Genomic DNA, 24,490 nt, shown 5'->3' on the forward strand with positions numbered 1-24,490 from the left:
GTCCAAGCACACCTACTCGAACTCCTCGGCATAGACGAAACCCGACCCCGCTGGCTGGAGACCTAAAACCCCATGTGCGAAGTCCGGGCCTAGACGGCGACGACTCCCCAATCCCGGACTACTACCGCGGCTCCAGCACGAGCGTCCTCAAGCAGCTCGCCACCCTCCTCGGCACCGGCGGGCCCGGCCTTTCCGACGAGGCCCTGCCGCGCGTGCAGGCGTGGTGGACCTGGCGTCTGGCCGCCGTGACGAGCGCGACCGAGCCGGACGGGCGCACCGAGCTGATCGACACCCTCCCGGCCCTAGCCGCCAGCGGCCGCTTCCCAGACGAGTGGATCCTCCAGCAGTTCCACGTCCTGCTGGACGCCAGCGGCTAAGAAGTCATCTCATTTGGGGATCCTCCGGAGGCAAATGAGGGCTGCGGCGATGCTGGCGAAGGCGGCGAAGTGGTCGGCCTTGCGTTCGTAGCGGCGGTGCAGTCGACGGAAGCCGCCGAGCCAGGCGACGGTGCGCTCGATGACCCAACGGTGGCGGCCGAGGCTTTGGGAGGACTCGGCGCCTCGGCGGGCGATGCGGGCGGGGATCTGGCGTCGTCGCAGGTAGGAGCGGATGAAGCGGTGGTCATAGGCTTTGTCGCCGTGCGGCTTGCCGGGCCTGCGTCGCCTCGGTCCGCGCCGCAAGCGGATCGGCGGGATCGCATCGACGAGCGGGATCAGGGCCTGGCTGTCATGGACGTTGGCTCCGGAGATCGCCAGCGACAGAGGCAAACCGGTACGTTCCGTCAGCAAGTGGATCTTCGACCCGTACTTGCCCCGATCGACAGGATTCGGACCCGTCAACTCCCCTTTTTCAGAGCCCGCATGTTCACCGAGTCGATGGCGCACCGCGACCAGTCCAAGTCGCCCCGCGCGCCGAGCTCGTCCAGGGCGACCCGGTGGAGCTTGGCCCACACTCGAGCCCTGCTCCACTCGGTGAAGCGGCGATGGGCGGTGGGCCCGGACGGACCGAAGCAGGGCGGCAGTTGCGCCCAGGTGCATCCCGAGGTGGCCACGAACACGATCGCCGCCAGCACTTCGCGGTCCCCGTATCGGCGTCGGCCACCGCCCTGCGGCCGACTCGGCGCCGCCGGCACCACCAACTGGAACAGCTCCCACAGCTCATCCGGCACCAAGCGCTCCACGATCGTCACGCGAGCAGCCTACAAGGCCAAATGAGATCACTTCTAACTGCGCACCGACTCCACGACGTTCACCTACCTCACTCGCGCCGCCGACGCCCACACCGAGCAGGTCCTGCTCCTCCTCAAAGACTGGATCATGACCCTCGGCCCCTACGACCAGACGCCCCGCTACCGGGAAGCCGACATCCGCACTCTGCTGCGCACCGGTCTGGCCGATCCGAAGTGGGCCCAGTTGGCGGAAGAGATCATCAACCGCGCAGCGACCCGAGGGCACAGCCAGTTCCGCGGGCTCCTCCAGGCATCTGGAGACGCCAGCGAGTAGGCCGCTGAACCTGAGCGGGAGGACGGTTGAGACCGGCGGTCGGGCCAAGCCAGTACCCACGGCGGTGCGAGCGTGGTCTCGACGTCGACCTGGATGTCGCCTGGGAGCACACGCTCACCGTGATCCCGTAAGGACCGAGTTCCCGCCCCGGATCTGGCTGAACGGTCGGGGCTGCGAGCCCCGGGCGTACCGCGTCTGGGCGCGCAGGACGCCGGGCGGCCTACGCGGCATCGCCCTTTCTGAGGGAGGTCATGGGCTCACCCTGCCACGCCGCGTGCCGACGCGCTCCCGGGTTTCCCGGCCGGGAAACCCGGGAGCGTGGACTGCGGACTACTGGCTACGGGCTACGGGTTGGGGATGCTGCAGTTGCTGTCCTGTGGGCCCGCCAGGGAGGCGCCGTTGGAGTAGTCGTGCTGGGTGCTGTAGGCGGGGCAGATCTGGTCGAGCGACGCGATGGCCGTCCAGATGTCCGGGGAAGTGGCGTGGATGTTGACGTAGCCGTAGACGTCCTTGCTGCTCTGGTCCCCGATGGTCGCCTGACCGGTGTAGCCGTTGCTCGCCATCAGGTACACCTTGACCTGGGAGCCGTTTCCCTGGAAGCCGCCGGACCACTGAAAGTGGGCGATCGCCGTCCGGCTACAGCTGTCGTACTGCTGCTCGACCTGGCCGACGTAGACGCCATTGTTGTAGATGTTGCCCGGGAGGCCTTGGTCGCTCACCCCGCAGGCGAGACGCGGGGCCGGGGCGGCCGAGGCGTCGGTGCTCATCGTGAGCGCGACGGTCGCCGCAAGGGTGACCGTGGCGACGGCGTGGCGAATACGCATTGGGTGTTCCCCCTGGAGTCGGTCCCACGGCCGGAGCGGCCGGGGTTCGAGGGGAGCGTAGGCAGGCGCCGAGGAGGCGACGTAGGCACGTTCAGGACAAAGCCCTTAGTTGGGGCTCTAGTTGAGAGGGATTTACCATTCCGCTGGCGGACGGATGACGGGAGTTGGGATCCCGGCCACCCGCCCGTCGCGTAGCCCTACGCCCCGGCGGGGCGGGTGAAGCCGTAGGAGCGCTCGACCTTGGCGACGCGGAGGGAGCAGGCGGGCCCGGACGGCCTGGGCCTGGCGTGGGAGCGGCGCTGGCGATCGTTCCCGCGGCTGCTGGTGGTCCTGGCCGGCGTGGCGGCGGCCGGGGTTCGCGGCGCGGTGGCGGACCTGTGGCTGACCGCCGAGGAGAACCCGGCCACCGCCGAGCTGCTCACCGCCGAGCCGCCGCAGCGCGCGAGGTCGAGGTGGGAGCCGCAGCAGGGACTGCTGCGGTCCGGTCAAGGTCGTAGCGCACGGCGCGGGTGCGCAGAGCGGGCCTGGTGATGCCGCGCAGGGCGTCATGGTAGGCGTGCTCGATGAAATGCCAGCCGCGGAGGACGAGGCGGTGGTCAAGTTCGCGGTGGCGCTGGAGGAACTACTGGTAGAAGACACTGTTCCGGGAAGAGACGGTCATGGTGACCTGTTGTCCGTCGACGACACGCAGGCCGCCGTAGACCCGGGTCTTCTCCGGGCCGCGGCTGCAGTCCAGCTCAGCCTTACGGGACCTTCGTCACCGCGACGCCGTTGACGAACACCGTGACGTCCTGCGGCGCCCGGCGCAGGATCTGCAGGACGTCGGGGGGCATCGGCCCGGACCAGGTGACGGAGACGACTTGGTGCTCCTCGTCGACGGTGACAGACGGAGCCGGGCCGGTCTGGTGGTGCTCGTGGGCGAGTTGCCGGACGAAGTCGCCGAAAGACACAACGGGGGGCGGGTCGGGCAGGGTGAGCGGCTGGTGGGTGTTGTGGACGACGATCTGGCCAGGGAAGGCCTCCTCGAAGGCATGCTGGGCCCTGGCCTGGTCGCCGATGACGCCCGCGCGCACCCGGTGGTCGGGCATCTGGTCGACCATGTAGACGGCGAAACCGTCGCCCCGGACGGTGCGGGCGTAGCGGTCGGCTCCGGGGTGCGCACGGTTGCCTTGTTCGATGCCGGGATCGAGGTGACAGGTGTGGAGGGTGACGTGGCGTCCGGTGGCTTTCTGGAGTTCGCGGCTGGCCTTCTGGTGGTCGCCGATGATGTCCGCGTCCAGGCCTTCGGCGGTGAGGCCGATGTTGCAGACGTGGTAAGTGTTGCCGCCCATGCGGGAGGCCAGGGTGAGGATTTCGTCGTCGCCGGGGTGGGTGGTGGCGGCGGCGAGCATGGTGATGGTGGCGCCGATGCCGACGGCGACCGCGGTGGCGGTGGCGGTGAACAGGGTTCTGGTGGTACGCCTCATGCGAGTGAGATCCCGAACTTGTTGGTGATGGCGCCGATCGGCGCGTAGGAGACCCCCGAGTAGCAGGTCGGCTTCCAGCCGGCGGCGGTGTCGGTGCCCCACTTGCAGGCGACGGGCTCTCCGGCGGATCCGACGATGATGCCCTTGGCGGCCGAACAGCGTCGCCCACCGGGTAGGGGGCAAGGACAATCGGTGTCGGCACTCCGGCCGACCGACTGACGGATCGCCACAAACACACTCTGTCAAACGGGTTCGGCACCCGACGCCGCCGCGGTGGACGTCTCCGGCCAGGAGGCGTCCACCGCGGGCGGCGGGGCAGGACCAGCGCGACGATCTCCTCCCTGGGGCCGACTGCCACGGACGAGACGACGTCACCCGGGAGCGCGCTGCCTCCGCTGCCGCCACACTGCGGTGGACGCCGTCCGGCCGGAACACGATCACCGCTTCGGCCGGACGGCGCGCGGGAAGCCGGGCGTAGTACGCCAGTTGTAGATCGCGACCTTGCCCATTGGCGGCCCCCAAGGGCCAGTCGGGACACCAAGCTGCCCGTCCCGTTGGTGACAGGGCGAAGCCATTCTGCGGGGTGCCCCGTACCAGCAGGATGGTGATCACCGGCGCGGGGCGAGGACGACTCCCCTGGACGAACGCCGTGCCGACGGGGTTCGCGGTAGGTAGAGGCTCCGTATCCGGACCCGCCCGTACCGCGCCGATGCTCCGCCGCGCACAGCCGGGCGGACGACAACCGGCCTGCTCGCAGGATCGTCCGGAGTCCGGCCGGGCTCGGCGCGGACAACCTCGGATCCCGCTCTTCCCCCTCTGTTGTCCGCGGCCACCTCGGGTTGTCCGCCACTCACCTGGGCCTTCACGCCCTCCTGTAGACGGACAATCACTGCGGATCCCACGCTGGAGATTCCACCGGCTCTCAGAAGGGAGTTCCTTTGACACACAGCCTCGACCCGGCCGACATCGTCGTCGTGCGCGCTCCGGACGTGGAAACAGCCATCACGCCCGATGACATCAGCTTCGGGCCCGCGGACGACAACAACAACAACGACTCCGGTCATAAGGACTTTTTCATCGACGACACCGACTGACCTCGCCTGAGCAGAGCCCGCCCGAGAAGTCTCACGGGCCGGGGAGGGGCCGCGCTCCCGGCGCGCCCCCTCCCCGAAGGACAGCAAGAACGCCAAGGAAGACATGGCTGCCGGTTACCGCGTCAGCAGAGCCGGCCGACCTCTGTTAGGAGACACGAGATCTCGATGACTTCTCTGACGGACCGGGTGGGGGCCGAGCCCGAAGACGGGCCTTCCTTCGGCCTCTCCCGCCTTCTCCACCCGGTCTCCCTTCCGACGTTCCGCGACGAGTACTGGGAGCGGCGGCCACTGCACATCCCGAGGAACGACCCCGAGCACTTCGCGGATCTCCTGACGCTCGACGACGTGGACCGGGTGCTGGGCCAGTCCGGTCCGGACTTCGGGAACGTCCGGGTCATCCGCGAGGGCAAGGAGACCCCGGTGTCCGAGCTGGGCGCCCCCGGCCGCAACATGACCGCCAGCCGGCTGGAGGCGCTGTACGAGCGGTACCGGTCCGGCTCGACCGTCATCCTGAACGCCCTCGAACGCCGCTGGGAGCCGTTGGCGCGCTTCACCTCGATGCTGAGCGCCGAGGTCAACGCCAGGTTCCAGGTGAACGTGTACCTCACCCCCGGCGGGCAGGCCCGCGGATTCGACCCGCACTACGACAGCCACGACGTGATCGTGATGCAGGCGTACGGCAGCAAGCGCTGGCGGCTGTACGGGGCACCGTACGCGCTGCCGTTGGAGGGTCAGAGGTACGACCACTCCGGCGAGGTGCCGGAGGTCGAGGAGGAGTTCGACCTCCAGCCGGGCAGCCTCCTCTACCTGCCCCGTGGCACCATCCACGCCGCGACGTCCAACGACGCCGCGTCGATGCACCTCACCTTCGGTGTCCACCCGGTCCTTATACCCGCGCTGATCAGCGACGCGGTCCGGGAGGTCTTCGAGGGGGACGAGCGGTTCCGCAGGAGCATGCCCATCGGATTCGCCAACGACAAGCACCTCCAGGAGCAGGCCGAGGACGTCTTCGCCGAGCTGATCGATGCGCTCGCCGCCCGGCTCTCGCCCCAGGAGATGACGGCCAGGGCCGTGAAGCAGACGACCTCGCTCGCTCCGGTGACGCTCCGCGGTCACCTGGGCGACCTGGAGAGCCTGCCGCGGCTGAACCTCGACACCCGGGTGCGGCGTCGTCCGGGTCTGCGGTGGAGCGTGGCACTCGGCGAGGAGGTCGTCGAGCTCGAGTTCCACAGCAAGACCATCCAGCTGCCGGTCCACGTGGCCGATGAAGTCAGGTTCGTGACGGAGAGCGACGGTCAGGGGTTCACCGCCGGCTCGATCCCCGGCGGCCTGGACCAGCCGGGCTGCCTGCTGCTCGTGCGCACGCTGGTCCGCGAAGGATTCCTCACCCTGTCCTGACGGACGGACGGACGGACGGGTGCCGGGCCGGGCCGGGCGGCGCCGGCCGGTCCGGCATGACGACTCACGCAGATCCTCCCGGTGCCCCGGCCCGCGGGCCGGGGCACCTGACGGACGCGTCCGACGGAGAGAAGGGAGGAGCCCCGTGGCCGGAGAACGGAAGAACAGGCGGCACGCTCCACTGGTCAGAGCCATGGGCCTGTTCGTGCCGCACCGGCTCCGGCTCGGCGCCGTGCTGCTGCTGGTCGCGGCCGGATCGCTGGCCGCGATCGCACCGCCGTTCATGCTGCGGCAGATCTTCGACGTCGCGCTGCCCCAGGGCCGGCTCGGACTGCTGACCGGGCTGGCCGCCGGGATGCTCGCCCTGGTGGTGGCCAGCACGTCCGCCGGAGTGCTCCAGGCCTACCTGTTGGTCACGCTGGGGCAGCGGGTGATGGACGACCTGCGCACCGCGGTCTACACGCATCTGCAGCGGATGTCCCTGTCCTTCTTCACGGCGACCCGCACGGGCGAGGTGCAGTCCCGGATCGCCAATGACATCGGAGCCATGCAGTCGACGGTGACCGGCGCGGCCGCCACGATCGTCGCCAGTGCCACCACGGTGGTGGCCACGTTGCTGGCGATGCTCTCCCTGAACTGGCAGTTGACGGCGGTGTCCCTGGGGGTGCTCCCGTTCTTCGTCGGGATCAGCCGCAGGGTCGGCGCGGAGCGGCGCGGGATCGTCGAGCAGCAACAGAGCCTGCTCGCCGTGATGTTCAGCCTGATCGAGGAGTCGCTGTCGGTCAGCGGCTTCCTGTTGGGCCGCACGATGGGGCGCACCGACACGCTCGTCAAGGAGTTCGCTGGGCGGTCGCGGGACCTCGCCGATCTGACCGTCCGGTCCTCGATGGCCGGACGATGGCGCCAGTCCATCATCTCGATCATCGTGGCCGCGATGCCGATAGCGTTCTACTGGACGGCCGGAATCGTCGGTGGGTACGGTGGCCCGACCATATCCGTGGGTACCGTCGTCGCGTTCACCGCTCTCCAACAGGGCCTCTTCGGGCCGGTCATGACCCTGTTGCAGACCGGCATCGGCATCCAGAGCTCCATGGTCCTGTTCGACCGGGTCTTCGAGTACCTGGACCTCGAGGTCGACGTCGCGGAGCCCAGGGATCCCGTTCCGCTCACCGGGCGCCACGGACACGTCCGCTTCGAGCAGGTGAGCTTCTCCTACCCGGCTTCGGGGCCCGTCCTCCGGGGGGTCGACTTCGATCTGCCGGCCGGTGAGAAGCTGGCGGTCATCGGCGCCACCGGCGCGGGCAAGACCACCCTCGGCCATCTGGTTCCGCGTCTCTACGACGTCACGGGCGGACGGATCACCATCGACGGCGTCGACATCCGTGACCTCAGCTTCGCCACCCTTGCCGAGACGGTCGGCATCGTCCTGCAGGACACCCACCTCTTCCACACGACCGTGGCCGACAACCTGCGGTTCGCCAAGCCCGGAGCGACCGCGAGTGAGCTGGCGGCCGCCGCCGAAGCCGCTCAGATCCATGAACTGATCGAGAGCCTGCCGAAGGGGTACGAGACGATCGTGGGCGAGCGCGGGTACCGGTTCTCCGGCGGCGAGAAACAGCGCCTGGCGATCGCCCGGACCATGCTGAGGAATCCGCCGGTCCTCGTCCTGGACGAGGCCACCAGCGCACTGGACACGATCACCGAGAAGGCGGTCCAGCGAGCACTGGAGGCGCTCTCCGCGGGCCGTACCACGATCACGATCGCCCACCGGTTGTCCACGGTCCGGCATGCCGACCGGATCATCGTTCTGGACGGCGGCCGGGTCGTCGAGTCGGGCACGCACGCGGACCTTCTCGCCCGCGCCGGACGGTACGCGGAGCTCTGCCGGGCGAGCGGCTCCCTCGGCCCGAAGCCCTGAAGGACGGAAGTCGCCTACGCCAGACGCCCGCTCAGAGCCGCAGGTCCATCCGCTGCTCGACCGTGTCCAGGCCGAACTTGCGGGCGGAACGGGAGACGGTGAGCTCGAAACCGGCCTTCGCGTACAGGTGGTGGGCGGCGTCGAGGCCCGCGATGGTCCAGAGCAGCACGCCCTCGTACGCACGGGCGCGGGCCTCGTCCAGGGCGGTCTCCAGCAGCCGGCCGCCCAGGCCCCGGCCCCGGGCGACCGGGTCGAGGAGCACCCACCGCAGCTGGCCCCAGCCCGGGCGTTCGTCCGCCCGGACGAGGCCGGTGGCGCCGACCACGCGGCCGTCGAGCTCGGCGACCCACAGACGACCGGGCGCCGCACCGCCCTCGCGGGCCCGGGCGAGGACCAACTCGGCCATCCCGGAGGCGACATAGGCCTCCATGGTCTCGTCCGTGCCGTACTCGCGGGCGTAGAGGACACCGTGCAGGGCGGCGACGGTGCCGAGGTCTCCGGGGCAGACGGCCTCGCGGACGGTCGCGAATCCGGGTGCGGTGGCGGCCATGGTGGCATCCCTTCCAGGAGGGCACTTCCACTGAAACAGTCGTTTCAGTGGAACGATAGACCACGTGTCCACCCCCACCCCCGCAGATGCGCGCTCCCGCCCGTCGCGGCGCCGCGAGGAGATCCTCGCCGCGACCGTCCGCTACGTCGCCGAGCACAACGTGTCCGACCTCTCGCTGCGCCCGCTGGCGGCCGAGATCGGCTCCAGCCCGCGGGTGCTGCTGTACCTGTTCGGGTCGAAGGAGCAGTTGGTCCGGGAGGTCCTGGCGGTCGGCCGGGCCGAGCAACTCGCGCTGCTGGAGCGCTCCGAGACCGAGGGCGGCGACGCCCGCGAGACCCTCGAACTGCTCTGGGAGTGGCTGACGAAGCCCGAGCACCGGGGCGCGCTACGCCTGTTCTTCGAGGGGTACGTCCGCGCCTTCGGCGGCTCCGGGCCCTGGCTGGACTTCGGCACCGTCTCGCTGGACGAGTGGCTGCCGCCCCTGAAACGCGCCCTGGACGGCACCGGCGCGAATCCCACCGTGGTGCTGGCCGTCCTCCGCGGCCTGCTGCTGGACCTCCTCGCCGACGGCGACGGCGATGGCGGGAGCGGGAGCGGGAGCGAGGACGGCAACGACGGTGGCGGGAACCACGCCGGCCGCGTCCACGCCGCCTGGCACGCCTTCCTCGACGCCGCCCTCGGCTGACGCCCGGCAGTCAGCCCGCGCCGCACCCGAAGGCCGGGTGCTCGCCACCTGCCAGCGGCGCCTGAGGACCTGGCGCCTGGTCGCCACTCACGCGGACAGGCCGAAGAGGACACCGGCGGAGTCCAGGCAGGGGCCTGCGTCATGGACAAGGGCGACGCCTCGTGTTCGTGTGCCGGCGCCCGCGTCCTGGCGGTGCCCTGCCCATGTGCAGGCGGGGGTCTGGCGGTCGCGCTTTCCGCGGTGCCGTGGTTGCCGGGCACGACTACTGTGCCGTTCATGTCTGACGATCTGCGGGACTTCCACCCGCGTGCTGAATCCGCCGCGGCCGTTGGGCGGTTGGCCGATCCGGGGTTCCTGGTGAACGCGGACCCGGGATCGGTGCTGGCGTTGCTGGATGCGGCGTCGGGTCCGGTGGCGCGATTGGCCGCGTCGGTGTACCGGGCCTCGACACACCTGCATCGTGACGTCACCGCGGGGGTACGCCGGCAACTGCTGGCGCTGGACGCGGCCCGTCACGGGGACCGGGAGCTGTCGGCGCGGATCACCGCGGTACCGGTGGAGGACGAACCCGCCGCACCGTGGGGCGTCGAGTGGGCCACCGGCTCCCAGCTCGACCGGTCCGTGCGTCGTATTCCGACCGCCCACACCGACGCGTTGCTGGCGGTGGCGACGGCGGTGGTCGACGGCCGCCCCGTCGCGGTCACCGGCGGTACTGACCGGAGCGTGCGGGTGTGGGACCTGACCACCGGCCGGCAGATCGGCCAACCTCTCGCCGGCCACACCGGCCAGGTGTGCTCGGTGGCGACGGCGGTGGTCGACGGCCGTCCCGTGGCGCTCATCGGCAGTGGTGACCGGACCGTGCGGGTGTGGGACCTGACCACGTGCGAGCAGATCGGCCAACCCCTCACCGGCCACACAGCTGCGGTGTCGGCGGTGGCGACGGCGGTGCTCGACGGCCGCCCCGTCGCGGTCACCGGCAGCGGCGACGTGCGGGTGTGGGACCTGACCACGCGCGAGCAGATCGGCGAGCCGCTCACCGGCCACACCCATGCTGTGTGCGCGGTGGCGACGGCGGTGCTCGACGGCCGTCCCGTCGCGGTCACCGGCAGCCACGACGAGACCGTGCGAGTGTGGGACCTGACCACGCGCGAGCAGATCGGCGAGCCGCTCACCGGCCACGAGGAGGCGGTGCGAGCGGTGGCGACGGGGGTGGTCGACGGCCGCCCCGTGGCGGTCACCGGCAGCGAGGACGAGACCGTGCGGGTATGGGACCTGACCACCGGCCGGCCGATCGGCCGACCTCTCACCGGTCACGACGGCTGGGTGCTGTCGGTGCTCACGACAACGATCGACGGCCGCCCCTGCATCGTCAGCGGAGGCGAGGACTGGACGCTCCAGGTGTGGGATCTGACCACCGGCAAGCAGATCGGCGAGCCGGTGAACGGCAACACCGACAAGGTCCGGGCGATGGCGACCGCGGTGCTGGACGGCCGTCCCCACGTGATCGCCGGCAGTCAGGACGGGATGGTGCGGGTGTGGGACCTGGCCTCGGGCGGCCAGGTTGGTGAGCCGCCCACCGGCCACACCGGCGACGTGAACGCGGTGGCGACGACAGTGGTCGACGGCCGCCCCGTGGCGATCACCGGCGGCGACGGCACGGTGCGGGTCTGGGACCTGACCACCGGCCGGCAAATCGGCCTGCATCTCACCGGCCAGGACGACTGGGTGGGGGCGGTGGCGACGGCGGTGGTCGACGGCCGCCCCGTCGCGGTCACCGGCAGCCACGTGCAGGTATGGGACCTGACCACGTGTAAGCAGATCAGCGAGCCGCTCACCGGCCACGAGGAGGGGGTGAACGCGGTGGCGACGGCAGTGGTCGACGGCCGCCCTGTAGCGATCACCGGCAGCTGGGATGACGTACGGGTCTGGGATCTGACTGCGGGTCAGCAGGTCGGCGAGCCCCTGACGGGCCACACCGGCGAAGTGAACGCGGTGGCGACGGCGGTGGTTGACGGCCGCCCCCTGGCGGTCACCGGCGGCGACGACGGCACGGTGCGGGTCTGGGACCTGACCACCGTCCAGCCGATCGGCCAACCCCTCACCGGCCACACCGACCGCGTGCTGGCGGTGGCGACGGCGGTGGTCGACGGCCGCCCCGTGGCGATCACCGGCGGCGACGACGGCTCCGTGCGAACCTGGGACCTGACCACCGCCCAGCCGATCGGCCAACCCCTCACCGGCCACACCAGCGACGTGAACGCGGTGGCGACGGCGGTGCTAGACGGCCACTCCCTGGCGGTCACCGGCGGCGACGACGGCACGGTGCGGACCTGGGACCTGACCACCGGCGACCAGGTCGGGCCGGAGCTAGTGTTCCCGCTGCCGGTCCACACGGTGGCCGTGGTGCCGGATGGCCGGTTGGTGGTGGGCTTCGGCTGGGAGGTCGCGGTGTTGGCCCGCCGCTGACCGGGCCCCGCACGAACGTCTCGCCGCCGGACGGCGGTGGCGGCCCGCGGTCAGTCCGCGCCGGGCGGGAGCCAGCGCAGGGCGAACCAGAGCTCCATCCGGACCTCCGCGTCGCCGAGGTCGACGGCGAGCAACTCGCCGACCCGGGCGATGCGTTGGCGCACGGTGTTGCGGTGGAGCTGGAGCGCCGCCGCAGTGCGGTCCCAGCTGCCGTGCAGGGCGAGCCAGGTGCGCAGGGTCTCCCGGAGCACGGCCGGCCCGGGGGTGCCCGCGGCGGCCAGCGGGGCGAAGGTGCTGCGGGCGAGGGCGGCGGCGTCCTCGGGGGCGACCAGGGTGTGGACGCTCGGCCCGACGGCCTCGCGGTGGTGGACGGCGGCGGCACCGGTGGCCAGCGCGTGACGCAGGGCCCGGTCAGCCTGGGCGTCGGCGGTCCTCAGTTCCGCCGTGGGGGCGGGCGCGCTGACGCCGAGCGTCCAGCCGAGCCGGGCGGCGGATTCGGTGTCCACGACCCGGTCCGGAGCCGCCGAGCCGGGCAGCAGCGCCCGCAGCCGGGTCCCGTCCAGGTTCAGGTGCGGTGTGCCGAGGGCGGTGCCGAGGGCGGCGAGTTGGACGGCCTCCCCGCCGCCGCCCGCCCGGCCGGTCAGCCGGCCGTGCACGACCACCCAGGCCCCGTCGGGCGGCAGCAGGGCGGCCGCCGCCTCCTCCGGTGCGGCGCCGAGCAGCAGCCGCACCAGGGCTCCCGCGCTGCGGGCGTCCGTGCCGAGCGCGTGCCGCGGGCTGGTGAGCAGCGAGAGCAGCACCACGGCCACCCCGGCCACGGACCGGTGGACGACGGTCGGCGGCTCCTCGGCGGCGGTGACGAGCGTGAGCGGGCCGCCGGAACCGTCCGAACCGGGCAGGGTCCGCACGGTCAGGTGCCGCCCGGCGTAGTGCTGGGCGGCGGCGGTCGGCGGCTGGGCGCGGCCCGCTGCGCGCGCGGTGGTCCGTTCCGCGAGGGCGCGCAGTTCAGCCGGGACCGGTACGGGCGGGCGCACTCCGGCGCTGAACAGTTCGACGCCGCGTCCGTCCAGCAGTGCCGTCCAACCGCCCAGGTGCACGGCGAGTTGCTGGACGACCGCGCGCAGCGCGTCGGGGCGGGCGGCCGCGGAGGCGAGTGCGGACTGGGCTTCGGAGATCTGCCGCAGGCCGCGGTGGGCGGCTTCGGCCATCGCCGAGTAGGCGGCCCGGCCGACGGCGACGAACGGGGTGCCGTCGGGCACCCGTAGCAGGGGCAGGTCGTGCCGGTCGCAGGCGGCGACCAGGTCGGCCGGCACCTCGTCGTAGACCGGTGCGACGCCGAAGCCGAGTGCGGCGGCGCCCGCTTCGACGACGCAGCGTACGTAGGCGTCGATGCCCTCGGCGTCCTTCGGGAGGCGGACTCCGGCGGTGAGCAGCAGTTCCCCGCCCAGCAGGTAGGGGCCGGGGTTCTCGACCTCGGTGGTGCCGACGGTGCCGATCAGCCGGTCGTCGAACGGTCCGGCGATCTGGCGCAGTCCGAGCGCGGGGTCGGCGAGCAGGACGGTCAACGGGACGGCGGGGCTGCCGGAGGCGGGAGCGGGGGCTGGGTTGGGCACGCCGGCGGCCTTTCGTCGGAGGTTTTGCACATCTGACCCCACGATATTGGATGAAACCGATACTTCTGCAGGCCAGGTGGGGCGGTTTAGGTTCAGCGCACGGCGTTTTCCTTCGGGCGCCCCCGGCTCGTCCCCCCGCTCCCCGCCTTTCCTGTGAGCCCTGCCAGTCCCGCCCGTCGCCTGCCTGTTCCCCCACCCACAGCCCTGGCCCGGCCCGCTCCCCCCAGCGCGTCCGGCCGGATCGGAGGACCCCCCATGACCCTCGACTACGTCGTGATGATCGGCTATCTGTTGGGCATCGTCGGCGTCGGCTGGTGGGGCAAGCGGCGCGCCTCCTCGAAGGCGGACTTCCTCGTCGCGGGCCGCCGTCTGGGCCCGGTGCTGTACACGGGGACGATGGCCGCCGTCGTCCTCGGCGGCGCGTCCACCATCGGCGGCGTGCGGCTCGGCTACTCCTACGGCCTGTCGGGCGCCTGGATGGTGTTCGCGATCGGGCTCGGCCTGCTGGCGCTGAGCATCCTCTTCTCCGCCCGGATCGCCCGGCTGCGGGTGTACACCGTGGCCGAGATGCTGTCGCTGCGCTACGGCGGGGCGGCGAGCGTGATCTCCGGCGTGGTCATGTGGGTCTACACCCTGATGCTGGCGGTGACCTCGACGATCGCCTACGCCAGCGTCTTCGACGTGCTGTTCGACGTGCCCCGCTGGGCGGCCGTGGTGATCGGCGGCACCATCGTGGTCGGCTACTCGGCGCTCGGAGGCATGTGGTCGATCACCCTCACCGACATGGTGCAGTTCGTGGTGAAGAGCATCGGGGTCCTGTTCCTGCTGCTGCCGGTCGCCGTCGTGAAGGCCGGCGGCCTCGCCCGGCTGAAGGCCGAACTGCCGTCCGGCTACTTCTCGTTCGGCTCGATCGGCGGCGACACCATCTTCACCTACGTGCTGATCTACACCTTCGGCATGCTGATCGGCCAGGACATCTGGCAGCGGGTGTTCACCGCCCGCACCGACCGGGTGGCCACGTACGGCGGCACGGTGGCCGGAGCCTACTGCCTGGCGTACGCCGTCGCCGGCGCGGTGATCGGGATGGCCACCAAGGCGCTCTACCCCCAACTGGCCAGCCCCGACAGCGCGTTCGCGACCATCGTGAAGAGCACGCTGCCGGCCGGGGTGCGCGGCCTGGTCCTGGCGGCGGCGCTGTCGGCGATGATGTCGACCGCGAGCGGCGCGCTGATCGCCTCCGCCACCGTGGCCAACAACGACATCTGGGCCCGGGTACGCACGCTCGTCGGCCGGGGAGGGCCAGGCGCCGCGGCCACGGACCATGACGAGGTGCGGTCCAACCGGCTGGCGATCGTGGCCCTCGGCGTGCTGTCGATCGGCGTCGCCTGCGTACTGGACGACGTGATCTCGGCGCTCACCGTCGCGTACAACCTGTTGGTCGGCGGTCTGCTGGTGCCGATCCTGGGCGGGCTGGTCTGGCGGCGCGGCAACCTGCCGGGCGCGCTCGCCGCGATGATCGCGGGCGGCGGCACCGTGATCGCGTTGATGGCCGCCAAGGGTGTCCTCGCCAACGAGCCGATCTACTTCGGCCTCGCCGTGAGCCTGGTCGCCTACCTGGCCGTCAGCCTGGCCACCCGCCCGACCGATGCCACCGTGCTGGAGCACTGGCGCGGCCGGCTCGCCGGGCAGGCAGCGACCCCGGCCGCTCCCGCCGCCACCGCCCCGGCCGCCGCGCTCTGAGAGGAAGCCTCATGGGCCTGCCCACCGCACCGACCGTCCCGACCGCACCGACCGTCACGTCCGGACCACCCGCCCCGCTCGGACCGTCCGGACCGTCCGGACCGACGGTGCCGCCCGCACCGACCGAGGCCCGGTTGCGCCGCGAACTCGCCGCCGTGTACCGGCTGGTCGCCCACTTCCGGATGACCGACCTGATCTTCACCCACATCTCGGTCCGCGTCCCCGGCCCCGAGCAGCACTTCCTGATCAACCCGTACGGCCTGCTGTTCGAGGAGATCACCGCCTCCGACCTGGTCAAGATCGACCTGGCCGGGAACCCGGTGGAGCCGACCCCCCATCCGGTCAACCCGGCCGGCTTCGTGATCCACAGCGCCGTCCACGCGGCCCGCCAGGACGCCCACTGCGTGCTGCACACGCACACCCGGGCGGGCTGCGCGGTCGCCGCCCAGCGGGACGGGCTGCTGCCCCTCAACCAGATCTCGATGGAGTTCCACGACCGGGTCGGCTACCACGACTACGAGGGCGTCGCGCTCAACCTGGCCGAGCAGGAGCGACTGGTCGCCGACCTCGGCGGGCACCCGGCACTGATCCTGCGCAACCACGGCCTGCTGACCGTCGGCCGCACCCCGGGCGAGGCCTTCCTGCGGATGTACTACCTGGACAAGGCGTGCGAGATCCAGATCGCCGCCCAGGCCGGCGGCGGCCCGCTCGTCCTGCCGTCCCGCGAGACCGCCGAGCTCACCGCCCGCCAGCTGACCGGCCAGGAGCACGGATCCGACCTCCAGGACGACCGGGCCGCCGAACTGGCCTGGGCCGCCCTCCTGCGCCTCGCCGACCGGATCGCCCCCGACCACGCGAACTGACCCCGTCGACCCGGCGCAACCCCCGCCCGCCGACGCCCCGACGCCGACGCCCCGCCCGCGGCTCCCCGACGCCGACTCCCCGACAACGCCCCGACAGCGCCCCGCCCGACCGACTCCAGGAGCTGCCATGAGCACCGCCCCCGACCCCCACGCCCCCCACAGCCCCCTCGGCCCCACCGACTCCTCCCGCGTACCGCGCTACGCCGGGCCCGCCACCTTCGCCCGCCTGCCCCGGATCGACCAGGTCCCGCGCGCGGACATCGCGGTCGTCGGCGTGCCCTTCGACACCGGCGTCTCCTACCGGCCCGGCGCCCGCTTCGGCGGCAACGCGATCCGCGAGGCCAGCCGGCTGCTGCGCCCCTACAACCCGGCCCAGGGCGCCTCGCCGTTCGCACTCGCGCAGGTCGCCGACGCCGGGGACATCGCCGCCAATCCGTTCGACATCCACGAGGCGGTCGACACCGTCGAGGCAGCCGCCGGCGAACTGCTGGACACCGGCGCCCGGCTGATGACCCTCGGCGGCGACCACACCATCGCGCTCCCGCTGCTGCGCGCCGTGGCCCGTCGACACGGGCCGGTCGCGCTGCTGCACTTCGACGCCCACCTGGACACCTGGGACACCTACTTCGGCGCCGAGTACACCCACGGCACACCGTTCCGCCGGGCCGTCGAGGAGGGAATCCTGGACACCTCCGCCCTCTCCCACGTCGGCACCCGCGGGCCGCTCTACGGCAAGCAGGACCTCACCGACGACGAGAAGCTCGGCTTCGGCATCGTCACCTCCGCCGACGTCCTGCGGCGCGGCGTGGACGAGGTCGCCCAGCAACTGCGCGAGCGGGTCGGCGACCGCCCCCTGTACATCTCCATCGACATCGACGTGCTCGACCCGGCGCACGCCCCCGGCACCGGCACCCCCGAGGCCGGCGGACTCACCTCGCGCGAGCTGCTGGAGATCCTGCGCGGCCTGAGCGGCTGCCACCTGGTCTCCGCCGACGTGGTCGAGGTCGCACCCGCCTACGACCACGCCGAGATCACCGCCGTGGCCGCCTCGCACACCGCCTACGAGCTGACGACGTTGATGGCCCGCCAGATCGCGAGCGAACGGACGGAGCAGGATCCGCGAGCCGGTGCGGGCGGCCGCACCGACGGACGCCCGGCCAGCCGCGCCGACGCCCGTACCGACGCCCGTACGGAGTCCCACGACGCCACCGGCGAGGTGCGCGCATGACGCACCTCCGCAACGGCGGCGACCTGGTGGTCGAGTCACTCGCCACCCTCGGCGCCCGCTGCGTCTTCGGCCTGCCCGGCCAGCACGCCCTCGGCCTGTTCGACGCGCTGCGCCGCTCCGACCTGCGTTACGTGGGACTGCGGGTGGAGAACAACGCCGGCTTCGCCGCCGACGGCTACGCCCGCACCGCCGGGACGGTCGCCCCGCTGTTCCTGTCCACCGGGCCCGGCGCGCTCACCTCGCTGGCCGCGCTCCAGGAGGCCGCCGCCGCCTCGGTGCCGGTGCTCGCCGTCTCCAGCCAGATCCCCTCGGCCGGACTGGGTGGACGGCGGCGCGGCTACCTGCACGAACTCGTCGACCAGCAGGCCAGCTTCCGCGACGTGGTGAAGTCCGTGCACACCGCCCGCACCCCCGCACAGATCCCCTCCGCGCTGGCCGCCGCCTGGGAGTCGGCGCTGAGCGCGCCGTACGGGCCGGTGTGGGTGGAGATCCCGCAGGACGTCCTGCTCGCGCCGGTGACCGTACCCCCGGTCACCGGGCTGCGCGCCGAACCCCGGCCGCCGGTCCCCCGCCCGGAGCTGGTCGCCGAGGCCGCGGTGCTGCTGGCCGAGGCCGAACGCCCGGTGATCCTGGCCGGAGGCGGCGTGGTCCGGGCCGGAGCCAGTGACGAACTGCTGCGGCTGGCCGAGCTGTTGCGGGCCCCGGTGGCCTGCACCTTCGGCGCCAAGGGGGCCTTCCCCTGGGAGCACCCGCTGTCGCTGCGGTCCTGGCTGGAGGACCGCCACACCACCGACCTGCTGGAGGACGCCGACGTCCTGCTCGTCGTCGGCTCCGGCCTGGGCGAACTGTCCAGCAACTACCACACCCTGGCGCCGCGCGGCCGGATCATCCAGATCGAGGCCGACGCGGGCAAGCTGGAGGCCAACCACCCGGCCTTCGGCATCCACGCCGACGCCCGCCTCGCCCTGGCCGCCCTCTCCGACTCGGTACCGGCCGCCACAGCGGACGGACGGGCCGAGGCGGTGACCGCCGAACTGCTCAAGCGCGTCCAGGAGCGGATCGACGGCCAGGGGCTGGAACTCGAACAGGACTTGCTGGCATCCGTTCGCCACGCGCTACCGGACGACTCCCCGGTCTTCTTCGACATGACGATCCTCGGCTACTGGGCCTGGTCCGCCTTCGACGCCCGCCGCCCCGGAGCGATGCACTCCGCCCAGGGCGCCGGCGGCCTCGGCTACGGCTACCCCGCCGCACTGGGCGCCGCCGTGGCCACGGGCGGCCGCCCGGTCCTCGCCGTCTCCGGCGACGGCGGCGCGATGTACTCGCTCGCCGAACTCGCCACCGCCCGCCAACTCGGCCTCAACGTCACCTGGCTGATCATCGACGACGGCGGCTACGGCATCCTGCGCGAGTACATGACGGGCGCCTTCGGCGAGGCCACCGCCACCGAACTGGCCCGCCCGGACTTCGTCCGCCTGGCCGAGTCCTTCGGCGTCCCGGCCGCCTTCACCACGCCCGACGACCTCGCACGGGACCTGGCCGCCGCACTCGCCGCCCCGGGCCCCAACGTGCTGGTCCTGCCCGCCCTGCTGCGGATGTTCGCACCCACCCACCTGGACGCCTGAACCACGGGGGGAGCGCGACGGCCCGGCCTTGCCCGCGCCCGGCGCGCTCCCCCCCGTCGACCTGATCGCACACCACCACGCGCCCCGGCCGTCCGACGCCGTTGCGCCGCCCCTTGGATAGGCTGCCGCAATGGCCCTCGACTCCCCCCGGCTACTGCGCGCCGACGCCGCCCGCAACGCGGAAAAGATCATCCGGGCAGCCCGGGAGGTCTTCACCGAACAAGGCCCCGACGCCCTCCTCGACGACGTGGCCCGCCGGGCCGGCGTCGGAGCCGCCACACTCTTCCGCCGTTTCCCCGACAAGGCCGCGCTCCTGCGAGCCGTACTCGACGAGCGCTTCGGCGAGAACGTCCGCCCCGTCATCCAGGCTGCCGCCCACGACCCCGACCCCGCCTCCGGACTGTCCCACGTCCTGGAAGCAGCACTGGAATCGGTGGCCGGCGACTACAACGTCCTCGCCGCCGCCCGCTCCGCCGGCGTCCTCACCCCGGCGACCGGACAGGAGTTCTTCACCGCCCTCGACGCCCTCCTGGCACGCGGTCAGCACACAGGCGCGATCCGCGCCGACCTCGTACCCGACGACCTCCACCGCATCGTCGTCATGCTGGTCTCCGTGCTGTGGACGATGGAACCCCGCGAAGACGGCTGGCGCCGCTACCTGGCCCTCGTCCTCGACGGCCTCACCCCCACCGGGGCCCGCCCGCTGCCCTGCCCCGCCCCCGCACTGCACACCCGCACACCCTGACACCGAGGCGGATGCCGGCCACCCTCGCGCGGTGGGGGCGGCCGACACCACCGACCGCTAGACCTGTCCGGTCGATCCTGCCGGAGAGGGCCTAGCGCGCCGGGTGCACCCGGATCGCCGAGGCCGGGCACATGGCGGCTGCCTCGCGGGCCAGTTCCGCCGCCCGTGCGCCGGGCTCGGCAACGAGCACGAAGACCTGCCCGTCCTCGTCCTGGTCGAACACCAGCGGCGCGGTCACCGCGCACTGCCCCGACGACACGCACCGCGAGGTGTCCGCCTCCACCCGCGCGACCGGCCGCTCGCGAGGCTGCTCCCCGTTCACCACAGGACCGGAACCTCGCTGAGGCCGCCCGCCAGCCGTTCGGCGTGGTCGCGCAGGCTCCGCGCGTCCACCGCCAGCCGCAGGCCGGGGAAGCGCCGGAACAGCGCGGTCAGCGCGACCTGCATCTCGGTGCGTGCCAGCACGTTGCCGATGCAGTAGTGACCACCGTGCCCGAAGGCCAGGTGCGCGTTGGGGGAACGCGACGGGTCGAAGGTGTCCGGCTCCTCGAACACCCGCCCGTCCCGGTTCGCGGCGTTGATCGCCACCAGCACCGCCTCGCCCCGCGCGATCGCGGTCCCCGCGACGGTGACGTCCTCGCGGGCGTAGCGGGTCAGGCCCAGGCCACCGGGCGAGGCCATCCGCAGGACCTCCTCCACGGTGGCGCGGGCCAGCGTCTCGGGCTCGGCGGCGAAGCGGTCCCGCCGGCCGGTGTCGCTCAGCAGGAACAGGACTCCCAGGTCGATCCGGGCCGACGTCGTCTCGTGGCCCGCGAACAGCAGCCCCACCGCCAGCCGGGTCATCTCCCCCTCGGTGAACGAGGGGTCCTCCGCCTGCACGGCCAGGATGTCGCTGATCACGTCCTGTCCCGGCTTCTTCCGCTTCTCCTCGGCGATGCCGGCCACGTACGCCTCGAACTCGGCCATGGCCGCGGCGCCGTCGGCCCCGCCGTACAGCGCGGCGATCCGCTCCGACCAGCCGCGCAGCAGGCCCCGGTCCGCGACCGGCACACCCAGCAGCTCGCAGATCACCATCACCGGCAACGGGAACGACAGGTGGTCGTGCAGGTTGACGGCGCGTTCCGGCTCCCGTGAGCGCTCCTCCTCCATCGCGTCCAGGCAGGATGCGGCGAGTTCCCCGATCCGCTCGCCCAGCCGGCGCATCCGCGGCGCGCTGAACGCGGGCGCCAGCATCCGCCGCATCCGCGTGTGCTCGCGGTCCTCCTCCTCGGGCGTGGGGGCGGGGCGCGTGTGCAGCGCCGACTCCGAGATCCTCGGCGCGCCCTCGGAATCGGGGCGCAGCCGGGAGAACCGGGCGTCGCTCAGAACCTCCCGGGCCTCCTCGTAGCGGGTCACCAGCCAGGCCGGGTCGCCAGCGGGTGTCGTCACCCTCGTGATCGGACCTTCCTCGCGCAGACGCGCGAACAGCGGCGCCAGGTCCAGGGCGTCGGGGCGCTCGAAGGGTAACTGCGGTGCGGGGGCGGTCATGGTGGTCTCCTCACCGGCCAAAGGCCACAACAGCAGCGAACGCTTGGCAGAACCGCCCTCTCCTGCACGTCCGGACCAGGGCGGATGAGCGGCATCCCGGCCCAACAAGTGAGAGTCAGCTCTCTCTTCTCTCGGGAGCGTAACACCGTCGGCACGCACAGTCAGCCACCCGGCGAAATCGGCCTGTCCGGTGACCGGGCGGGGCCCCGGCTCGGTGAAGAACACCTGCGGCACGGCCCCCTCGGGGCATCAGCCGCGCCCGCACGCCGTCCGCTTCTGCCGGTCCTCGGCCGATCGCAGGACCGCCGGGCCACGCGGTCGCGTAGGCTCGCCCGGGTGCCGCCAAGGTGTGGGGCGGCGGCCGGGTCGCCGGGCGCGGCCGGGCCGGGCCGGGCCGGGAGGCAGGGGTGGGAGGCAGGGGTGGGTGTTGTCGGATCGTGCGCGGGCCGAATCGGTCCTCAAGGACGCGGCTGCCACCTGTGAGGCGCACCTGCGGCGCTGGGTCGGACAGTTGGAGGGCGCGGTCGGGCAGGTGGCGGCCTACCAGTTCGGATGGACCCGCGACGGATCCCCTCACCGGCGGCACGGCGGCAAGAACGTTCGAGCGGCCCTGGCACTGGGCTGCGCCCGGGCGGTGGGAGGGGACCCGGAGCGGGCGGTGCCCGCCGCCGTGGTGGTGGAGATGGTGCACAACCTGTCGCTGCTGTACGACGACGTCCTGGACGGCGACGCGCTCCGTCGCCACCGGGCCTCCGCCTGGGAGGTGTTCGGGCCGGGCGCGGCGACCCGGTCTGCCGACGCACTGCTGATGCTGGCGTTCGAGGTGCTCGCAGGCCCCGACGGCGAAGCATTCGCCGGTGAAGCCGTCGCCGGTGAAGCGTCGACGGCCCTGCTGGACACGCTCATCCAGCTCGCGGTCGGTGAGAGCCTGGACGTGCTGTTCGAGGCCGCGCCCCGCGTCGAGCTGTCCGAGTGCCTGGAGATGGTGTCGGGCAAGACGGCGTCGCTGATCTCCTGCGCCTGTCGGCTGGGCGCCCTCTACGGCGGCGGCGGGCCGGCGCAGGTCGAGACCCTGGCCGCGTTCGGACACGACCTGGGCATGGCGTTCCAGCTGGTGGACGACCTGCTGGGGATCTGGGGCGACGAAGCGGTCACGGGCAAACCGGTCTTCGCGGACCTGCGGGCCCGCAAGCTCTCGGTGCCGGTGGTGGCCGCGATGGCCTCGAACACTGCGGCGGGCGACGAACTGACCCGCCGCTACGCGCTGTCGGCCGGCCCTGGCCGGGCCGGGGAGGCGGAGCTGGCCCGGCTGGTGGAGGAGGCCGGCGGCCGGCGCTGGACGGTGGAGCGCGCCGCCGAGCACGCGGACGGGGCCCGACGCCGTCTGCGGAGCCTCGCCGACGGCCCCGGCGCGGTGGCCGGTGCCGTCGCCGACCTCGACGCGCTCTGCGAACTGATCGTCAACCGGTCGCACTGAACCGGTCGCCCCCGGCGCGGGAGGACCAGGGCGCCGGGGTGTCGAGGATGTGCGCACGACCCTGCCGGTAGAGCGCGGCGTCCACCTCCTTCAGGCGGCGCAGTTCCTGCGGCTCGTACAGGGCATGGACCACGGCCGGCTCGGCCCCGTGCCCGGCGGCCTCCAGCAGCGCGTTCGCCGCCGCCCGGCCGCTCTGGTTCGCGCCCTCCATGGTGGCCAGGTTCACCGGGCAGCGGACGAAGTCCCCGGCCATGAACAGGTTCACCGCGGCCGTCCGCGCCCGCGGGCGCAGCGTCCACGAGCCGGTGGTGTTGATCAGCAGGGCCTCGTCGTTGGTGGCGGGACCGGGGCCGTCGAGGTTCTTGACGGCCGGGTCCAGGTGCCAGGAGTGGAGCAGGCCGTCGTGGAGGGTCCGGCGGCGGCCGTCGTTGAGGGCGTCGGCGAGCTGGGCCCAGACCTCGGCGACGACCTCGGCCCGGGTGCAGTCGCGGGCCGGCTTGCCGTAGAGGATTCCGGGGGTGTCCCAGGAGGAGATGTCGACCGACAGGCAGTCGGCCACCGTCCCGTCGCCGTAGGTGGCGCGGAAGTCGGTGTCCCAGAACTGCGCCTGGCTGATGGAGGTCAGGGCCCACGGGGAGTCCTGGTAGATGACGTGGCCGCGGGTGATCGGGGTGGGCTCGGTGAGGTAGAACTGCAGGCCGACCATCCAGTCGGTGCGCAGGTCCGCCGTCTTCTTCAGCTCCGGGTCCGCCTCGGCCAGGCCGCGCTCCAGCAGCGCCCCGATCCGGTCGACCGGGAGCGCGCACACGTACCAGTCGGCGGCCGCTTCCCGCCGCCGGCCGCCCGGGCCGCGCAGGACGGCGCCGGCGACAGCGCGGCCCCGCACCGTCAGGCGCTCCACCTGCCAACCGAGTTCGAGCCGCACCCCCAGCCGCTCCAGGTGCCGCACCCAGGGGTCGATCCAGGCGGTGCTGGTCGGGGCGTTCAGGACCCGGTCGGCGGCCTGGGCCTCGCCCCGGCCGAGGAAGCCGTAGCCGAAGGCCTCCAGGAACCCCCCGACGGTGTGCGCGCTGCACACCTCCGCCCTGGCCGCCACGACCGTACGGGTCGCCCCGACGACGCACACCTTCCGGTACTCCTCGGAGGCGCCGTCGGCGGCGGTGAAGTCCCACCACGACATCTGCTCCCACTGCCCCAGCCGCCGCTGCTCGCTGCTGGTCATGTAGACGAGCAGCCGGTTGGCGAAGTACAGCAGTTCCTCGTTCAGCTCTCCCCCGGCGCCCAGCTTCATGCCCCGGGCCCGCAGGATCTGCAGGGGCGTCCTCGGACCGGCGGCCAGGGACACGTCGGAGACCGTCTCCCCGATCCTCCCCGACCGGGCGGACAGCATCTGCGGTGCCTCCCGCAGGTTGCCTTCCACCCCCGAGGGCGATCCCGGGAGGGGGATCCGCCGCATCGTGTCCGGCAGGCTCCGGTAGAAGCCGGGGAAGAACCGGAACCCGTGCTCGCTGGGCAGGTCGAGCCGCCCGCCGGTACCCGTCCCCGGAACCGAGGCACTACGGGCCTTCCCGCCCCACCCGGAGGGCTCCACCACGGTCACCTCGAAGCCGCGCTCCGCCAGCTCCATGGCCGCCGTCAGCCCGGCCACCCCACCGCCCAACACCGTGACCGTCCGGCCCGAACGCCCCGACACCGCACACCCCCTCCCCGGCCCACGGCCGCTCACCCGTCCCACCTGTCCCACCCGATCCGTACGGGAACGATAGAGC

Annotated in this window: 22 protein-coding genes and 1 pseudogene; 14 read left to right on the top strand and 9 right to left on the bottom strand. The window is 72.5% G+C overall.

All coding sequences use genetic code 11. The features are described 5' to 3' along the window. The first annotated feature begins 74 nt into the window (after positions 1–74). Positions 75–377, top strand: coding sequence for a hypothetical protein (locus tag AB0P03_RS34800; protein ID WP_363632584.1), 303 nt, complete (start codon positions 75–77; stop codon positions 375–377). Positions 378–386: 9 nt separating this feature from the next. On the opposite strand, the gene AB0P03_RS34805 is transcribed toward AB0P03_RS34800, so the two are convergent. Beyond that, positions 387–1,183, bottom strand: a protein-coding gene (locus tag AB0P03_RS34805) for an IS5 family transposase (protein WP_363632619.1) whose coding sequence is annotated in 2 segments (ribosomal slippage) — positions 387–847 and positions 847–1,183 — 798 coding nt in all. Because the reading frame shifts where the segments join, the coding sequence is not laid out codon by codon here. A gap of 133 nt (positions 1,184–1,316) precedes the next feature. Here AB0P03_RS34805 and AB0P03_RS34810 point away from each other — a divergent pair. Further along, positions 1,317–1,502, top strand: a complete 186-nt coding sequence (locus AB0P03_RS34810; protein ID WP_363588953.1) for a hypothetical protein — start codon at positions 1,317–1,319, stop codon at positions 1,500–1,502. Between the two features lie 344 nt (positions 1,503–1,846). Here AB0P03_RS34810 and AB0P03_RS34815 read toward each other — a convergent pair whose 3' ends face one another. Next, positions 1,847–2,326, bottom strand: a complete 480-nt coding sequence (locus AB0P03_RS34815; protein ID WP_363588951.1) for a hypothetical protein — start codon at positions 2,324–2,326, stop codon at positions 1,847–1,849. Positions 2,327–2,566: 240 nt separating this feature from the next. Between AB0P03_RS34815 and AB0P03_RS34820 the strand changes: the two genes are divergently transcribed. Then, positions 2,567–2,857: a hypothetical protein gene (locus tag AB0P03_RS34820; RefSeq protein ID WP_363588949.1), complete on the top strand. Its 291-nt coding sequence runs from the start codon at positions 2,567–2,569 to the stop codon at positions 2,855–2,857. A gap of 212 nt (positions 2,858–3,069) precedes the next feature. Here the strand turns inward: AB0P03_RS34820 and AB0P03_RS34825 are convergent, their stop codons facing one another. Next, positions 3,070–3,792, bottom strand: a complete 723-nt coding sequence (locus AB0P03_RS34825) for a hypothetical protein (protein WP_363632586.1) — start codon at positions 3,790–3,792, stop codon at positions 3,070–3,072. Next, on the bottom strand, positions 3,789–4,022 hold the full coding sequence (locus AB0P03_RS34830; protein ID WP_363588945.1) for a hypothetical protein: 234 nt from the start codon (positions 4,020–4,022) through the stop codon (positions 3,789–3,791). The genes AB0P03_RS34825 and AB0P03_RS34830 overlap by 4 nt, the downstream gene beginning before the upstream one ends. A gap of 708 nt (positions 4,023–4,730) precedes the next feature. Here AB0P03_RS34830 and AB0P03_RS34835 point away from each other — a divergent pair. The 3 genes from AB0P03_RS34835 to AB0P03_RS34845 all read left to right on the top strand — a co-directional run bounded on the left by AB0P03_RS34835 (position 4,731) and on the right by AB0P03_RS34845 (position 8,202). After that, on the top strand, positions 4,731–4,886 hold the full coding sequence (locus tag AB0P03_RS34835; RefSeq protein ID WP_331742852.1) for a hypothetical protein: 156 nt from the start codon (positions 4,731–4,733) through the stop codon (positions 4,884–4,886). 165 nt (positions 4,887–5,051) lie between these two features. After that, positions 5,052–6,284 (top strand): cupin domain-containing protein, encoded by a 1,233-nt coding sequence (locus AB0P03_RS34840; protein WP_363588943.1) that lies wholly within the window; start codon positions 5,052–5,054, stop codon positions 6,282–6,284. Between the two features lie 193 nt (positions 6,285–6,477). Next, on the top strand, positions 6,478–8,202 hold the full coding sequence (locus AB0P03_RS34845) for an ABC transporter ATP-binding protein (protein WP_363588968.1): 1,725 nt from the start codon (positions 6,478–6,480) through the stop codon (positions 8,200–8,202). A gap of 31 nt (positions 8,203–8,233) precedes the next feature. Here the strand turns inward: AB0P03_RS34845 and AB0P03_RS34850 are convergent, their stop codons facing one another. Further along, positions 8,234–8,752: a GNAT family N-acetyltransferase gene (locus AB0P03_RS34850; RefSeq protein WP_363632588.1), complete on the bottom strand. Its 519-nt coding sequence runs from the start codon at positions 8,750–8,752 to the stop codon at positions 8,234–8,236. A 64-nt stretch (positions 8,753–8,816) separates the two neighbouring features. On the opposite strand from AB0P03_RS34850, the gene AB0P03_RS34855 reads away from it, so the two are divergent. Beyond that, complete coding sequence (locus AB0P03_RS34855) at positions 8,817–9,437, top strand: helix-turn-helix domain-containing protein (protein WP_363632589.1); 621 nt, start codon at positions 8,817–8,819, stop codon at positions 9,435–9,437. A 276-nt stretch (positions 9,438–9,713) separates the two neighbouring features. Continuing rightward, a complete protein-coding gene (locus AB0P03_RS34860) occupies positions 9,714–11,903 on the top strand; it encodes a WD40 repeat domain-containing protein (RefSeq protein WP_363632591.1) in 2,190 nt (729 codons plus the stop codon). Between the two features lie 50 nt (positions 11,904–11,953). Here AB0P03_RS34860 and AB0P03_RS34865 read toward each other — a convergent pair whose 3' ends face one another. Further along, positions 11,954–13,516, bottom strand: a complete 1,563-nt coding sequence (locus tag AB0P03_RS34865) for a PucR family transcriptional regulator (protein ID WP_363632593.1) — start codon at positions 13,514–13,516, stop codon at positions 11,954–11,956. Positions 13,517–13,771: 255 nt separating this feature from the next. Between AB0P03_RS34865 and AB0P03_RS34870 the strand changes: the two genes are divergently transcribed. From AB0P03_RS34870 to AB0P03_RS34890, 5 genes and pseudogenes are all read left to right on the top strand, one after another. Further along, entirely contained in the window at positions 13,772–15,256 is a 1,485-nt protein-coding gene (locus tag AB0P03_RS34870) for a sodium:solute symporter (protein WP_363620564.1), read from the top strand. An 11-nt stretch (positions 15,257–15,267) separates the two neighbouring features. After that, complete coding sequence (locus AB0P03_RS34875) at positions 15,268–16,119, top strand: class II aldolase/adducin family protein (RefSeq protein WP_363588931.1); 852 nt, start codon at positions 15,268–15,270, stop codon at positions 16,117–16,119. Positions 16,120–16,246: 127 nt separating this feature from the next. Next, positions 16,247–17,224 (top strand): annotated as a pseudogene (speB, locus tag AB0P03_RS34880) (agmatinase); the annotation flags it as partial. 119 nt (positions 17,225–17,343) lie between these two features. Then, the gene (locus tag AB0P03_RS34885) at positions 17,344–18,972 is read left to right on the top strand and encodes a thiamine pyrophosphate-binding protein (RefSeq protein WP_363588929.1); all 1,629 of its coding nucleotides are present in this window, start codon (positions 17,344–17,346) and stop codon (positions 18,970–18,972) included. 130 nt (positions 18,973–19,102) lie between these two features. Further along, positions 19,103–19,717 carry a helix-turn-helix domain-containing protein gene (locus AB0P03_RS34890; RefSeq protein ID WP_363632595.1) on the top strand — a complete coding sequence of 205 codons (615 nt, stop codon included), beginning with the start codon at positions 19,103–19,105 and terminating at the stop codon, positions 19,715–19,717. A 91-nt stretch (positions 19,718–19,808) separates the two neighbouring features. Here the strand turns inward: AB0P03_RS34890 and AB0P03_RS34895 are convergent, their stop codons facing one another. Continuing rightward, complete coding sequence (locus AB0P03_RS34895; protein ID WP_363587255.1) at positions 19,809–20,039, bottom strand: ferredoxin; 231 nt, start codon at positions 20,037–20,039, stop codon at positions 19,809–19,811. Continuing rightward, positions 20,036–21,244 carry a cytochrome P450 gene (locus AB0P03_RS34900; RefSeq protein ID WP_363587254.1) on the bottom strand — a complete coding sequence of 403 codons (1,209 nt, stop codon included), beginning with the start codon at positions 21,242–21,244 and terminating at the stop codon, positions 20,036–20,038. The genes AB0P03_RS34895 and AB0P03_RS34900 overlap by 4 nt, the downstream gene beginning before the upstream one ends. A 427-nt stretch (positions 21,245–21,671) precedes the next feature. On the opposite strand from AB0P03_RS34900, the gene AB0P03_RS34905 reads away from it, so the two are divergent. Further along, entirely contained in the window at positions 21,672–22,721 is a 1,050-nt protein-coding gene (locus AB0P03_RS34905; protein ID WP_363587253.1) for a polyprenyl synthetase family protein, read from the top strand. Here AB0P03_RS34905 and AB0P03_RS34910 read toward each other — a convergent pair. Further along, entirely contained in the window at positions 22,705–24,414 is a 1,710-nt protein-coding gene (locus AB0P03_RS34910; RefSeq protein WP_363632597.1) for an FAD-dependent oxidoreductase, read from the bottom strand. The two genes, AB0P03_RS34905 and AB0P03_RS34910, sit on opposite strands and share 17 nt — an antisense overlap. Positions 24,415–24,490 lie beyond the last annotated feature (76 nt).

The organism is Kitasatospora sp. NPDC088779 (assembly GCF_040685395.1).
Classification (GTDB): domain Bacteria; phylum Actinomycetota; class Actinomycetes; order Streptomycetales; family Streptomycetaceae; genus Kitasatospora.

Excerpts from the sequence above, each read along its gene's own strand:
- AB0P03_RS34825 (WP_363632586.1), bottom strand. The coding sequence starts at position 3,792 with ATGAGGCGTACCACCAGAACCCTGTTCACCGCCACCGCCACCGCGGTC.
- AB0P03_RS34840 (WP_363588943.1), top strand. The coding sequence starts at position 5,052 with ATGACTTCTCTGACGGACCGGGTGGGGGCCGAGCCCGAAGACGGGCCT.
- AB0P03_RS34900 (WP_363587254.1), bottom strand. The coding sequence starts at position 21,244 with ATGACCGCCCCCGCACCGCAGTTACCCTTCGAGCGCCCCGACGCCCTG.
- AB0P03_RS34845 (WP_363588968.1), top strand. The coding sequence starts at position 6,478 with ATGGGCCTGTTCGTGCCGCACCGGCTCCGGCTCGGCGCCGTGCTGCTG.
- AB0P03_RS34870 (WP_363620564.1), top strand. The coding sequence starts at position 13,772 with ATGACCCTCGACTACGTCGTGATGATCGGCTATCTGTTGGGCATCGTC.
- AB0P03_RS34850 (WP_363632588.1), bottom strand. The coding sequence starts at position 8,752 with ATGGCCGCCACCGCACCCGGATTCGCGACCGTCCGCGAGGCCGTCTGC.
- AB0P03_RS34890 (WP_363632595.1), top strand. The coding sequence starts at position 19,103 with ATGGCCCTCGACTCCCCCCGGCTACTGCGCGCCGACGCCGCCCGCAAC.
- AB0P03_RS34885 (WP_363588929.1), top strand. The coding sequence starts at position 17,344 with ATGACGCACCTCCGCAACGGCGGCGACCTGGTGGTCGAGTCACTCGCC.
- AB0P03_RS34815 (WP_363588951.1), bottom strand. The coding sequence starts at position 2,326 with ATGCGTATTCGCCACGCCGTCGCCACGGTCACCCTTGCGGCGACCGTC.
- AB0P03_RS34875 (WP_363588931.1), top strand. The coding sequence starts at position 15,268 with ATGGGCCTGCCCACCGCACCGACCGTCCCGACCGCACCGACCGTCACG.
- AB0P03_RS34860 (WP_363632591.1), top strand. The coding sequence starts at position 9,714 with ATGTCTGACGATCTGCGGGACTTCCACCCGCGTGCTGAATCCGCCGCG.
- AB0P03_RS34810 (WP_363588953.1), top strand. The coding sequence starts at position 1,317 with ATGACCCTCGGCCCCTACGACCAGACGCCCCGCTACCGGGAAGCCGAC.